General features: G+C 61.0%; 14 protein-coding genes and 1 pseudogene. 10 read left to right on the forward strand and 5 right to left on the reverse strand.

Going from position 1 to position 12,523, the window contains the following annotated elements:
* Positions 1-49: 49 nt before the first annotated feature.
* Together ABIE16_RS19130 and ABIE16_RS19135 are read right to left on the reverse strand one after the other, a co-directional pair.
* Positions 50-295 carry a TIGR02647 family protein gene (locus ABIE16_RS19130; protein WP_057712785.1) on the reverse strand — a complete coding sequence of 82 codons (246 nt, stop codon included), beginning with the start codon at positions 293-295 and terminating at the stop codon, positions 50-52.
* Between the two features lie 208 nt (positions 296-503).
* The gene (locus tag ABIE16_RS19135; protein ID WP_429521736.1) at positions 504-788 is read right to left on the reverse strand and encodes a hypothetical protein; all 285 of its coding nucleotides are present in this window, start codon (positions 786-788) and stop codon (positions 504-506) included.
* Between the two features lie 124 nt (positions 789-912).
* Here ABIE16_RS19135 and ABIE16_RS19140 point away from each other — a divergent pair, with 124 nt between their 5' ends.
* A complete protein-coding gene (locus ABIE16_RS19140) occupies positions 913-1,572 on the forward strand; it encodes a glutathione S-transferase family protein (RefSeq protein ID WP_340312820.1) in 660 nt (219 codons plus the stop codon).
* 120 nt (positions 1,573-1,692) lie between these two features.
* On the opposite strand, the gene argH is transcribed toward ABIE16_RS19140, so the two are convergent.
* A complete protein-coding gene (argH, locus tag ABIE16_RS19145; protein ID WP_008001478.1) occupies positions 1,693-3,087 on the reverse strand; it encodes an argininosuccinate lyase in 1,395 nt (464 codons plus the stop codon).
* A 349-nt stretch (positions 3,088-3,436) separates the two neighbouring features.
* On the opposite strand from argH, the pseudogene ABIE16_RS19150 reads away from it, so the two are divergent.
* The 8 genes and pseudogenes from ABIE16_RS19150 to ABIE16_RS19185 all read left to right on the forward strand — a co-directional run.
* Positions 3,437-3,553: pseudogene (locus ABIE16_RS19150) on the forward strand (sensor histidine kinase); the annotation flags it as partial.
* The gene (locus tag ABIE16_RS19155) at positions 3,550-4,296 is read left to right on the forward strand and encodes a LytR/AlgR family response regulator transcription factor (RefSeq protein WP_057712788.1); all 747 of its coding nucleotides are present in this window, start codon (positions 3,550-3,552) and stop codon (positions 4,294-4,296) included. The pseudogene ABIE16_RS19150 and the gene ABIE16_RS19155, both read left to right, overlap by 4 nt.
* 138 nt (positions 4,297-4,434) lie before the next feature.
* Positions 4,435-5,376, forward strand: a complete 942-nt coding sequence (gene hemC, locus ABIE16_RS19160) for a hydroxymethylbilane synthase (protein WP_057712789.1) — start codon at positions 4,435-4,437, stop codon at positions 5,374-5,376.
* Positions 5,373-6,140: a uroporphyrinogen-III synthase gene (locus ABIE16_RS19165; protein WP_218494643.1), complete on the forward strand. Its 768-nt coding sequence runs from the start codon at positions 5,373-5,375 to the stop codon at positions 6,138-6,140. Before hemC ends, ABIE16_RS19165 begins: the two co-directional genes overlap by 4 nt.
* A gap of 16 nt (positions 6,141-6,156) precedes the next feature.
* Entirely contained in the window at positions 6,157-7,320 is a 1,164-nt protein-coding gene (locus ABIE16_RS19170; RefSeq protein ID WP_429521737.1) for a uroporphyrinogen-III C-methyltransferase, read from the forward strand.
* On the forward strand, positions 7,317-8,555 hold the full coding sequence (locus tag ABIE16_RS19175; RefSeq protein WP_218494645.1) for a heme biosynthesis protein HemY: 1,239 nt from the start codon (positions 7,317-7,319) through the stop codon (positions 8,553-8,555). The genes ABIE16_RS19170 and ABIE16_RS19175 overlap by 4 nt, the downstream gene beginning before the upstream one ends.
* Positions 8,556-8,834: 279 nt before the next feature.
* Complete coding sequence (locus ABIE16_RS19180; RefSeq protein WP_429521738.1) at positions 8,835-9,362, forward strand: disulfide bond formation protein B; 528 nt, start codon at positions 8,835-8,837, stop codon at positions 9,360-9,362.
* A 177-nt stretch (positions 9,363-9,539) separates the two neighbouring features.
* Positions 9,540-9,998: an Rsd/AlgQ family anti-sigma factor gene (locus tag ABIE16_RS19185; protein ID WP_057712794.1), complete on the forward strand. Its 459-nt coding sequence runs from the start codon at positions 9,540-9,542 to the stop codon at positions 9,996-9,998.
* Between the two features lie 61 nt (positions 9,999-10,059).
* Here ABIE16_RS19185 and ABIE16_RS19190 read toward each other — a convergent pair whose 3' ends face one another.
* Entirely contained in the window at positions 10,060-10,725 is a 666-nt protein-coding gene (locus ABIE16_RS19190; protein WP_429521739.1) for an FKBP-type peptidyl-prolyl cis-trans isomerase, read from the reverse strand.
* A 192-nt stretch (positions 10,726-10,917) separates the two neighbouring features.
* On the opposite strand from ABIE16_RS19190, the gene ABIE16_RS19195 reads away from it, so the two are divergent.
* Positions 10,918-12,051, forward strand: coding sequence for an AlgP family protein (locus ABIE16_RS19195; RefSeq protein ID WP_429521740.1), 1,134 nt, complete (start codon positions 10,918-10,920; stop codon positions 12,049-12,051).
* On the opposite strand, the gene ABIE16_RS19200 is transcribed toward ABIE16_RS19195, so the two are convergent.
* On the reverse strand, positions 12,048-12,512 hold the full coding sequence (locus ABIE16_RS19200; RefSeq protein ID WP_057712798.1) for a TIGR02444 family protein: 465 nt from the start codon (positions 12,510-12,512) through the stop codon (positions 12,048-12,050). The genes ABIE16_RS19195 and ABIE16_RS19200 overlap by 4 nt on opposite strands.
* Positions 12,513-12,523 lie beyond the last annotated feature (11 nt).

Here is a 12,523-nt window from a genome sequence, read left to right on the forward strand (position 1 = left end):
GCCCGCGGAAATCCCTGGGTCGGGGTCTCCGTGGGCGATGCGGCAGAATTCAGGCTGTTACTTCGGCGTTAAGAATGGTCAGCACGGTTTGCACATTTTGCGCGGCGTCACGACCCAGGCTGGTCAGGTAACCGCCATCAGGCTGGTCGGTCAGTTCTTTTTCAAAGAGGCGTTTGGCGGCGGCAATGTGTTTCGGGGCAGCGGTCTGATGAATTTTCAGACCTTCCTGGGAACTGTCCAGGTTGAAGAGTGCGAGGACTTCCAGTTCGGCAACCAACTCAGGGGTAAGCGACATAAGGACTCCAGACTTTCTAGGAATTGGACGACAGCGCCCCTAAGGTGAACCCGCTTGTCCGGCATGTCCAGTGCTCGCGACAGGGTTTTTTTACTCTGTAGGAGCGAGCTTGCTCGCGAAGGTCGTCAACGATGACGCGTAAAACCAGATGCCCCGTGGCGCTCTCGGGTTTTTCGCGAGCAAGCTCGCTCCTACAGGGGGGGTGGGCTTACTGCTTTTCGAGCGGCAACTCGGGCAAGGCGCGCAGGGCAGCTTCGTACCATTCGGTGTTGAACGCGCGGTCTTCTTCGAGGATCGCGTCGATTTCTACCGCCAAAACGTGGGCCATCAGGTTGAGGATTTCTTCCCGCTCGTAACCCACCAGCGTCAGCTTGTTGAACGTCGCCTTGGCAGCCGGCGGGTTGTCGCTTTCGATCTGGTTTTCGATGGCCTGGATCAGGGTGGTTTCGGCGAACTCTTCTTCGTCGTTGTCGATATCGGTTGGCTCGCTCATGGCAGGCTCCTCAGGGAAAGGCGGCCAGTTTACCCGCATTCAGCGGCGTGATGCTGCTGGCAAGAATCCCGGCAGCGTTCTATAAACAGGCACTGCCCACCCCGCATGGCCTGGAGGCTTTGTGATGATCAAGCTTTATGGATTCTCCGTCAGTAACTACTACAACATGGTCAAACTGGCGCTGCTGGAAAAAGGCCTGCCCTTCGAAGAAGTACCGTTTTACGCTGGCACCAGCCCCGAGGCACTGGCCATCAGCCCTCGCGGAAAGGTCCCGGTGCTGCAGGTAGAGCAGGGCTTCATCAATGAAACCAGCGTGATCCTCGAATACATCGAGCAAAGCCAGAAAGGCACGCCGCTGCTGCCGAGCGATCCGTTCGAGCGCGCGCAGGTGCTGGCACTGGCGAAGGAAATCGAGCTGTACATCGAATTGCCAGGCCGGGCCTGCTATCCCGAAGCCTTTTTCGGCATGACCCTGCCGGATGCGATCAAGGAAAAAACCAAAGCCGAATTGTTGCAGGGGATGGCGGCGCTGGGCCGGCACGGCAAATTCAGCCCGTATGTGGCCGGCGACAGCTTGAGCGTGGCGGATCTGTACTTCCTGTACAGCGTGCCGTTGGCGTGTGGTGTGGCGAAGAAGCTGTTTGATATCGATCTGTTGGCGCAATTGCCGGCGGCCAAGGCGCTACTGGAGCGTCTGGGGGACAATCCGAACGTGCAGCGGATTGCGGCGGACAAGGACGCGGCGATGCCTGCGTTTATGGCGATGATCGCGTCCAAGAGATAAGTTTCGTAGCGTTTTGAGGTCAGTCATCACGGGCAAGCCCGCTCCCACAGGTTTCTTTGTTTGCCATGGATTTTTGGCAAGTACTGGATCCTTGTGGGAGCGGGCTTGCCCGCGAAGCTTTTAGCGGCTGGCGAGGAGCGCCTGACCGCGAGCCACTGCAGCCTTCACCTGCGCCGGCGCGGTGCCGCCGATGTGGTTACGGGCATTGACCGAGCCTTCCAGAGTCAGCACGGCGAACACGTCCTGGTCGATCTGGTCGCTGAACTTGCGCAGTTCTTCCAGGCTCATTTCCGCCAGGTCCTTGCCGCTGTCCACGCCGTACTTCACGGCATGGCCGACGATTTCGTGGCAATCACGGAATGGCAGGCCGCGACGCACCAGGTAGTCGGCCAGGTCAGTGGCGGTGGAGAAACCGCGCAGGGCCGCTTCGCGCATCATCGCGTGCTTGGGCTTGATCGCCGGGACCATGTCGGCAAAGGCCCGCAGTGAGTCGCGCAGGGTGTCGGCGGCGTCGAACAACGGTTCCTTGTCTTCCTGGTTGTCCTTGTTGTAGGCCAAAGGCTGGCCTTTCATCAGGGTCAGCAGGCCCATCAGGGCGCCGAACACGCGACCGGTCTTGCCACGCACGAGCTCCGGCACGTCCGGGTTTTTCTTTTGCGGCATGATCGAGCTGCCGGTGCAGAAACGGTCGGGCAGATCGATGAACTGGAACTGCGCGCTGGTCCACAGCACCAGCTCTTCGGAGAAACGCGACAGGTGCATCATCGCGATACTGGCCGCCGAGCAGAATTCGATGGCGAAATCACGATCGGAGACGTTGTCCAGCGAATTGCCGCCAACCGCGTCGAAACCCAGGAGTTGGGCGGTGTATTCGCGATCGATCGGGTAGGTGGTGCCGGCCAGCGCCGCGCTGCCCAGTGGCATGCGGTTGGTGCGCTTGCGGCAGTCGACCAGGCGTTCGTAGTCGCGGCTGAGCATTTCGAACCAGGCCAGCATGTGGTGCCCGAACGTCACCGGTTGTGCGGTCTGCAGGTGGGTGAACCCCGGCATGATGCTGGCGGCTTCGCGCTCGGCCTGCTCCAGCAGGCCTTTTTGCAGGCGGGTGATTTCGGCCAGGATCAGGTCGATCTCGTCACGCAGCCACAGACGGATGTCGGTGGCGACCTGATCGTTACGGCTGCGGCCGGTGTGCAGTTTTTTACCGGTCACGCCGATGCGGTCGGTCAGGCGCGCCTCGATGTTCATGTGGACGTCTTCGAGGTCGATGCGCCAGTCGAACTGACCGGCCTCGATTTCACCCTGGATGGTGTTCAGGCCATCGATGATGCTGTCGCGCTCGGCATCGGTCAGCACGCCGACCTTGGCCAGCATGGTGGCGTGGGCGATTGAGCCCATGATGTCGTGGCGATACAGGCGCTGGTCGAAGGTGACGGAGGCGGTGAAGCGGGCGACGAAGGCGTCGACGGGTTCACTGAAGCGGCCGCCCCAGGACTGATTGGTCTTGTCAGTGCTCATGAATTCGCTCGTATCGGCTTGAAGTAAGAAGGCGTGGAACGCTGGCGCGGATAATAACAGGGTTACCAATCCTGTCGCTGACACTGGTCGATACGTTTTTTTGGGGGAGGGAAAGTCCGGGCCGGGGCAAGAGCCGCGCATTTTTGCCGAACGATATTTTCCAATTGAGCAATATCGTCCCGGCAACCGTCTACAGTTGGACAGTAGGATCAGCGCATTTCTCGGTGCAGCCGCTGACTATAAGAAGAGTGGGGTGTTCATATTGCGTATCAGCAAACCCTGTGGCGATGCATCGCCAACGCGGGCCTGGGCCGCCAATCGCCCGGCAGATGAAAATTTAGCCGTCGGACCAGCGGCACTTTTTGACGCTCGCGCTAGTCTTAGCGTGGATCGCGGTGACGGACGTCACTTCACCTGTCTACGCTATCCTTGTGCGAGACTCACGCAGGAATCCAGCGCAATATGAATGTCCTGATCGTTGATGACGAACCCTTGGCCCGCGAGCGCCTGAGCCGAATGGTTGGCGAACTCGAGGGGTACAGTGTCCTGGAGCCTAGTGCCACGAATGGCGAAGAGGCGTTGGCACTGATCGACAGCCACAAGCCGGATATCGTGCTGCTCGATATCCGCATGCCCGGCCTGGATGGCCTGCAAGTGGCTGCTCGGTTGTGTGAACGCGAAACTCCCCCCGCCGTGGTGTTCTGCGCCGGGCCCGATGAATTTGCCGTGGAAGCCTTACAGGCCAGCGCCGTAGGCTATCTGGTGAAACCTGTGAGAACTGAACAATTACATGACGCATTAAAGAGAGCCGAGCGCCCCAATCGTGCCCAGCTCTCCGCCCTGACCCGCCCTGCTGCCGAAAGCGGCAACGGCCCGCGCAGCCATATCAGCGCCCGAACCCGTAAAGGGATTGAGCTGATTCCGCTGGATCAGGTGGTGTATTTCATTGCCGACCACAAATACGTGACCTTGCGCCACGAAAGCGGCGAAGTGTTGCTCGATGAGCCGCTCAAGGCCCTCGAAGATGAATTCGGTGACCGTTTCGTGCGTATCCATCGCAATGCACTGGTTGCCCGCGAGCGTATCGAGCGATTGCAACGCACACCCCTGGGGCATTTTCAGCTGTTCCTCAAAGGCCTCAACGGTGATGCGCTGATCGTCAGCCGTCGTCATGTGGCTGGGGTACGCAAAATGATGCAACAGCTTTAAAAAGCTGTTCGCAGGCCAATTTCACACCCGATTGCCGGACATCCGGGGCCAGGGAGGCCGAGTAGTATCTGATACAAGTCAAAGTGGATTTGGCTGAGCTGTTATTATCCGTCATATCTATTCAGTACGGATTGATCCATGTCCTCTCGCCAGATCCGCATCGCCACCCGCAAAAGCGCTCTCGCCCTGTGGCAGGCCGAATACGTTAAGGCCCGTCTTGAAGCAGCCCATCCGGGCCTGCTGGTGACCCTCGTCCCCATGGTCAGCCGTGGTGACAAGCTGCTTGACTCTCCGCTGTCGAAAATCGGCGGCAAGGGCCTGTTCGTCAAGGAACTCGAAACCGCGCTGCTGGAAAATGAAGCCGACATCGCCGTGCACTCCATGAAGGACGTGCCGATGGACTTCCCCGAAGGCCTCGGTCTGTTCTGTATCTGCGAGCGGGAAGACCCGCGCGATGCCTTCGTTTCCAACACTTACACCAACCTGGATGAGTTGCCACAGGGCAGCATCGTCGGTACCTCCAGCCTGCGCCGCCAGGCTCAATTGCTGACCCGTCGCCCGGATTTGGAAATCCGCTTCCTGCGCGGCAACGTCAACACCCGCCTGGCCAAGCTCGATGCCGGCGAATACGACGCCATCATCCTCGCCGCTGCCGGCCTGATCCGCCTGGGATTCGAAGACCGCATCACCTCGGCCATCAGCGTCGACGACAGCCTTCCGGCCGGTGGCCAGGGCGCGGTGGGTATCGAATGCCGCAGCGCCGACAGTGAAATCCATGCGTTGCTGACACCCCTGCATCACCAGGACACCGCCACCCGCGTGACCGCCGAACGAGCCCTCAACAAGCACCTCAATGGCGGCTGCCAGGTGCCGATTGCCTGCTACGCCGTGCTGGAGGGTGACCAGGTCTGGTTGCGCGGACTGGTGGGCGATCCAGGCGGTGGCCTGCTGCTCAGCGCACAAGCCCGCGCCCCTCGCGGCGATGCCGAGGCACTGGGTGTGCGAGTCGCCGAAGACCTGCTCAGCCAGGGTGCCGACGCCATCCTCAAAGCGGTCTATGGCGAGGCTGGTCACGAGTGATCGGCTGGCGCTTGCTGCTGACGCGTCCCGCCGAAGAAGCGGCGGCGCTGAGCAGTTTTTTGGCCGAGCAGGGGATATTCAGTAACAGTCTGCCGCTTTTGGACATCATGCCCATTGAGGCCACTGACACAATGCGCCAGGTGATTCTGGCGCTGGATCAGTTCTGCGCCGTCATCGTGGTCAGCAAGCCGGCCGCCCGGATCGGCGTCGAACTGCTCGAGCGGTATTGGCCAACACCGCCCGGTGTGAAGTGGTTCAGCGTCGGCGCGGCGACCGCGCAGATCCTCGGGGATCACGGGCTGGACGTGAGCTTCCCGGCAGAAGGCGATGACAGTGAAGCCTTGCTCGAACTTTCCCGACTGCGCGAGGCTATCGCACAACCCGATGCACGAGTGCTGATCCTGCGCGGGGAGGGCGGGCGCGAGTTGCTGGCTGAGCGTTTGCGTGAGCTTGGTGCTAGTGTCGAGTATCTGGAGCTGTACCGCCGGGGATTGCCGATTTACCCGCCGACACTGCTGCCGCAACGGATCCAGGCGGAACGCCTGAACGGGCTGGTGGTCAGCAGTGGACAAGGTTTTGAGCACCTGCATCAACTGGCCGGCGATGCCTGGCCGCAGTTGGCGCGGTTGCCGTTGTTTGTACCGAGCCCCAGGGTTGCCGAGCTGGCGCGTGCCGCCGGGGCCAAAACAGTTGTGGATTGTCGTGGCGCCAGTGCCGCGGCCTTGCTGACGGCGTTACGGGAGCATCCCGTACCCGTTTTCTAATGCAAAGGATGGATACGTGAGCGAAACAGCCTTGCCTAAAGATGACTCGCGACCGGTGCTTGATGCACCTGTTGATGCACCTGTTGATGAAATGCCGCCGCCGACACCTGCTGCCGGGCAGCGTCGAGGCAATGGTCTGGCAATCATCGCGCTGCTGTTGGGCGCGGCCGGTGTAGCGGTGGGCGGTTGGGGTGTCTGGCAGGTGCGTCACCTGCAGGCCAATAATCAGCAGCAACTGAGCCAGGTGCAGGCGCTGAATGACCAGGCGCAAAACCTCAAGCTCAATGAGGAGCGCCTGAGCGCACGCCTGGCGCAATTGCCTCCCGCCGATGAGCTGGAAGCACGCAGTCGTCTGGTGATTCAGCTGCAAGGTGATCAGCAGCGGTTGAACCAGCGGCTGGAAACCGTTCTCGGTGCCAGCCGCAAAGACTGGCGTCTGGCCGAGGCCGAGCACCTGCTGCGTCTGGCCAGCCTGCGACTGTCCGCCTTGCAGGACATCAGCAGTGCCCAGGCACTGGTCCAGGGTGCCGACGAGATACTGCGTGAGCAAAACGATCCGGGCTCCTTTGCCGCTCGCGAGCAGGTAGCCAAAACCCTGATCGCCTTGCGCAGCACCGAACAACCGGATCGCACCGGGCTGTTTCTGCGTCTGGGCGCGCTGCGCGATCAAGTGGCCAGCCTCACCGAGCTGGCACCGGAGTACAAGGACCGTGGCGATTCGCTGCTGGGCCTGACTGCCGATGGCGACGGTGCCAGTCGCTGGGCGCAATGGTGGGATCAGATTTCGCGCTACATCCGCATCGACTTCAATGCCGACAAGAACGTTCGCCCATTGCTGGCAGGCCAGAGTCTGAGCCAGGTACGCCTGGCCCTGAGCCTGGCGCTGGAGCAGGCGCAGTGGGCCGCACTCAATGGCCAAGCGGCGGTTTACTCCCAAGTGCTGGACGAGGCGCGGGACATCCTCAAGGGCAACTTCAATCCGGACAACGCACAAAGCAAAGTCATGCTTGAACAGGTGGCCGAGTTGAGCGTGCAACCTGTCACTGTCGTCACGCCGGATATGACCGGCACCCTGAGCGCGGTGCAGGGGTACCTGGAGCGGCGCAACGTCAACGCCGAGGATTCGGTCAAGCCACTGGCCAGGCCTGCCGCGAGCGCCGCGCCGGAGGCCACGCCATGAGACGCCTCTATGTGATCGTGTTCCTCGTGATCGCCGCTGCCGCTGCGCTGGGGCTGGCGATTGCCGAGCATTCCGGCTACGTGCTGATTGCCTACAAGACCTTCCGTTATGAGTCGAGCCTGTGGGCTACTTTGGCGCTGGTGGCTGTGCTCTGGCTGGTGATCTGGGGCATCAGGTCGCTGGTCGAACTGGTGATGGCTTCCAGTGGCGTGGTCAATCCGTGGTCACGGCGTAACCGCAGCCGTCGAGTGCAGGTGGCGATCGAGCACGGTCAGCTGGACCTGGCCGAGGGTCGCTGGGCCAGCGCGCAACGTCACTTGCATCGGGCTGCCGAAGCCGAGCGTCAGCCGCTGCTTTACTACCTCGGCGCTGCTCGTGCCGCGAACGAACTCGGCAATCACGAAGAAAGCGACAACTTGCTGGAGCGCGCCCTCGAGCGTCAGCCCCAGGCCGAGTTGGCGATCGCCTTGAGCCACGCCCAGTTACAGACCGATCGCGGTGATACCGCAGGCGCCCTGGCCACCCTGCAAGCCATGCGTGAACGCCATCCTCATAACGCACAGACCCTGCGTCAGTTGCAGCGCCTGCTTCAGCAGCGTGGTGACTGGTCGGCAGTGATTCGCCTGCTGCCGGAGCTGCGCAAGGACAAAATCCTGCCGGCGGCGGAGCTCGCCGAGCTGGAGCGTCGGGCCTGGGGGGCGAACCTGTCCCTGGCGGCGCAACGGGAAGAAGACGGAACGGTGGGGCTGCAATCGCTGGAACGTGCCTGGCAGCAACTGACTTCGGCACAGCGTCAGGAGCCGCAACTGGTGCTGGCGTATGCCGAGCAGTTGCGGCAACTGGGGGCTCAGGTCGAGGCCGAAGAAGTGCTGCGCACCGCGCTCAAGCGCAGCTACGACAGTCATCTGGCCCGACTCTACGGACTGGTTCGCGGCAATGATCCGGCCCGCCAGCTGCAGGCCGCCGAAGGCTGGCTCAAGGACCATCCGGCCGATCCGGGCCTGCTGCTGACACTGGGTCGTCTATGCCTGCAAAACAGTTTGTGGGGCAAGGCCCGGGACTATCTGGAAAGCAGCCTGCGTGTACAGCGCAATCCGGAAGCCTGTGCCGAGCTGGCACGCTTGCTGGCGCAAATGGGCGATGCCGAGCGCAGCAACCAGCTGTTTCAGGAAGGCCTGGGGTTGTTGGATGAGCGCTTGCTCGCGGCCCCTCTGCCAACGCCAGTCGGCGCTTGACCCACTCGCAGGCACCGGGCTCCGGCGCCTGAGCGATGACCTGCGACGAGGGGGCAATCACCCTCGCCGCAGTGCGATGATTAGTTGAAATTCAGTCGCGAAATCTCATCGCAGACAAAGTCCTACAGAGGACTACATTTTATCCTCTCGTCTGCGTCGGGATTTCCCTACACCTGCGCTGAAGTCTCTGTGGGCACTTGCCTTGAAAGGCTGTCGCGCTTTCCTCTACCGTAATGGTCTGTCACTACTTTTACGGAAAAGCCATGTCTTTCACGCTCCTTGTTTTTCATGGCTTTCATTGCGGGTGCCCTGGCGATGGGTGTTTCCTACTACCTGGAATATGCAGTCGGCCTGCGGCCTTGTGGCTTGTGTCTTGTGCAGCGGTTTTGCCTGGCGCTCCTTACCGGCGTCTGCCTGATGGCTTCGGTCCATGGCCCCGGTCGCATCGGAAACGTTCTCTATTGGCTGTTCAGTCTTTGTTGCAGCCTGGCCGGCACTGTCACTGCATGGCGACAGGTCCTGCTGCAAAGCCTTCCAGCGGAACAGGTAGCGACATGCTCGACTCATCTGGCGGACCTGTTGGCCAACTCTCCGTGGCTTTCGGTCGTACAGCAAATGTTCAAGGGCGCTGCCGATTGTGTGGAAATTTCCTGGACGCTGTTCGATCTGAGTCTCACCGAGTGGAGCCTGCTGCTCTTCGTCGCGATGATGATTCTGGCCGTTTACCAGTCGCTGCGACTGGTCTGGACCGGCTATCAGCGACCACTCAGCGGCGAGTCGTCGCACCGGGCCTTTGCGGGTGATTAAACACTTGTATGAACTTTATCGCCTGCGTACCTTGAAGCCAGTGTCGTGCGGGCATAATCTGGCCCGCACGTGTCATTGGAATTATGTTGCTCGATGACGCTCTGCCTGACCGCCCACCGACGTTACAAGAGGCGAGCGGGCATAGAGCAGCTGACCCACAAGGGAAGAGAGATCACCATGCTCGAAAGTTGTCAGAATGCTCAGGAACGCTGGGGCGGAGTGCACCTGCTGATCGATCGCTGGTTGCAGGAACGACACGAACTGATCGGGGCCTATGACGCTCTCGGCGCAAAGCCTGAGGCGCTGGGTGAGAACCGCAAGCCCTTGCAGGAATTCTGCGGCGTGCTGGTCGATTATGTATCGGCCGGGCACTTCGAGATCTACGAGCAGCTGACGGGGGAGGCCAAGGCCTTCAACGACAAGCGTGGCCTGGAGCTCGCCGAGACGATCTACCCGCGGATCGACGTCATCACCGAAAAGCTGCTCGCCTTCAATGACCTGTGTGACGCAGGTAAGTGTGTCGCCGAAGAGTTCAAGACACTCGGCGGACTATTGCACGAGCGCTTTGAACTGGAAGACTGCCTGATCGAAGTGCTGCACACCGCCCACAAGGAAGCCGACTCGGTTCAGGCCTGAAGCGCTTCTCTGCAAGATCCGGAAACGGCGTGCCAAGGCACGCCGTTTTTCGTTTGCATCGTCAGCTGGTGGCGCCGCGCAGTTCGACTTCGAACACCAGTGGTGTGAATGGTGCGATCACGTCACCGGCACCGTCGGCGCCATAGGCCTGAGCCGATGGAATCACCAGTCGCCATTTCGCCCCGACCGGCATGTTTTGCAGCGCACTGCGCCATCCGGCGATCACGCTGTCGAGACTGAACCACTGCGGCTGACTGTTCTGATCGAACACACTGCCGTCGGGCAATCGACCGATGTACAGCACCTGCACCTTGCCGTTCGGTCCGGCCTTGGCGCCGGTACCTGGCGTCAACTCGGTCAGCAACACGCCATCAGCCAGTTCGCGCACGCCGGGCCTGGCTTTTTCTGTGGCGAGAAAACGCTGTTCTTTTTCCAGTGCCATTTCGCTTTGCGGCTCGTCGGACTGCATGGCGATGCGGGCTTCATGCTCGGTCAGTATCTGTTGGATCTGCTCGTCCTTCAGCGCCAGCGGTTTGCCCTGATAGGCTTGCTGCAATCCTTCGACCAATGCCTGGAGTTGCAGGTCGGGAACCTCCTGGCGCAAGCGTTCGCCAAGGCTTGCACCCAGGCTGTAAGCGAGATCGTGGGCTTCATTTTCCTGCGTTGTTTCGCCGGCTTGGGCCACCGAAAAAAACACGCACAGCGATAAAAAAAGGTAGCGCGACATGGGCACTCTCCGACCTGAATTGCGGGCGATTATGCCAGCGAGAATGCGCGCAACGGTGAACTGCTTTTGCGCCGAGGCAGAAGTTTTTCAATCCTTTGCAACACAGCGCTTTCGATAGTGTCAACATGCCCTAGCGGCGGTTGCAGCAGAGGTCTAGTATGAGCCGCACTCACTTCAGCCAGGAGGTAAACCATGTCGGCCACCAAGAAGCCAGTAAACACTCCGTTGCACTTGCTCCAACAACTCTCGAGCAGCCTGCTCGAGCATCTGGAAACCGCTTGTTCCGAAGCCTTGGCTGATGCTGAAAAACTGCTCGCCAAGCTGGAAAAGCAGCGCGGAAAAGCGCAAGAAAAACTGCACAAATCCCGCACCAAATTGCAGGACGCTGCGGCGGCCGGAAAAGCCAAGGCACAAGCCAAGGCCAAGGGCGCAGTGGCCGATCTTGAGGAACTGCTCGATGCCCTCAAGGATCGTCAATCGGAAACCCGCGGCTACATTCTGCAACTCAAGCGCGATGCTCAGGAAAGCCTGAAACTGGCCCAGGGCGTCGGTCGTGTACAAGAGGCTGTCGGCAAGGTGTTGTCCTTGCGTGCGGCCAAGCCTGCTGCGGCACCTGCGAAGAAAGCCGCTGCCAAACCGGCTGCTGCAAAAGCACCGGCCAAACCTGCCGCAAAACCTGCAGCTGCCAAGCCAGCAGCTAAAACTGCCGCAGCCAAACCTGCAGCCAAACCGGCTGCGAGAAAACCGGCTGCTGCCAGCGCTGCAAAACCTGCGGCTAAAACCACGGCTGCCAAACCAGCCGCCGCACGACCTACCGCTGCAAGAGCCGCTGCTGCCAAGCCAGCCGTGGCTAAAACCGCCGCCGCTAAACCGGCCGCTAAACCGGCTGCAAAACCAGCCGCTAAACCAGCAGCCAAAACTGCAGCAGCGAAACCTGCTGCGAAGCCGGCCGCCAAATCTGTCGCGGCTAAACCCGCTGCAAAACCTGCTGCGAAAACTGCGGCCAAACCCGCTGTAAAAGCAGCGGCCAAGCCGGCCGCTAAACCAGCTGCTAAACCGGCAGCCAAACCTGCTGCGGCTAAACCTGCCGCTGCTGCCAAGCCGGCCACCGCCAAACCCGCTGCCAAGCCAGCGGCGGCGAAGCCAGCTGCAAAACCAGCAGTGAAACCTGTTGCCGCCAAGCCGGCCGCCGCGCCAGTTGCCAAGCCAGCCAATCCGGCTCCGGGTGCACCGTCTGCTTTAGCAGCAGCCACCTCGACAGGCACGCCAGCGCCAACGCCGGCCGCCGCATCGATCGCAGCAACCACCCCAACCAGCGCTTCCTAAGTGCCGGTTACCGCGACGCGCAGCTGATGCAGCGCGTCGCGGTCCAGGTGGGCGGCGCCTGCCGTCACACCATTGAGCCAGGCCGATAGATCGGTCGCCTCACCTTGCGGCCAACTCAACGCCGATCGTTCCAGTCGTACCAACAGATGTCGCTCGGCTTCCAGTTCGAGTGCCTTCACTTGCTCGCGCAAAGCATTCAGTTCGCCGTCGTCGGCGGCAACGACCTTCCAATTCACCCGCAAGGCTCGCAGCGGTCGCACCACGTCTGCGTCCCACGGCTCGGCCACGCTACGCAGTTGCTGCAATCGGTGTTCGTTAAAGGCGACGCCACGTTCTCCCAACCACAGTCCGCAGAGGAGCAAGCACACATTGATGCCCGCCGACTGCAATTGCAGGCATGCGGGTTCAACGCCGGGCTGGGCATAAGTACTTAGGGAAAAGCTCCACAGGTCAGAGGACATAGTGCTACTCG

It is taken from the genome of Pseudomonas sp. 2725 (assembly GCF_050434585.1).
In the GTDB taxonomy this organism is placed as follows: Bacteria; Pseudomonadota; Gammaproteobacteria; order Pseudomonadales; family Pseudomonadaceae; genus Aquipseudomonas; species Aquipseudomonas jessenii.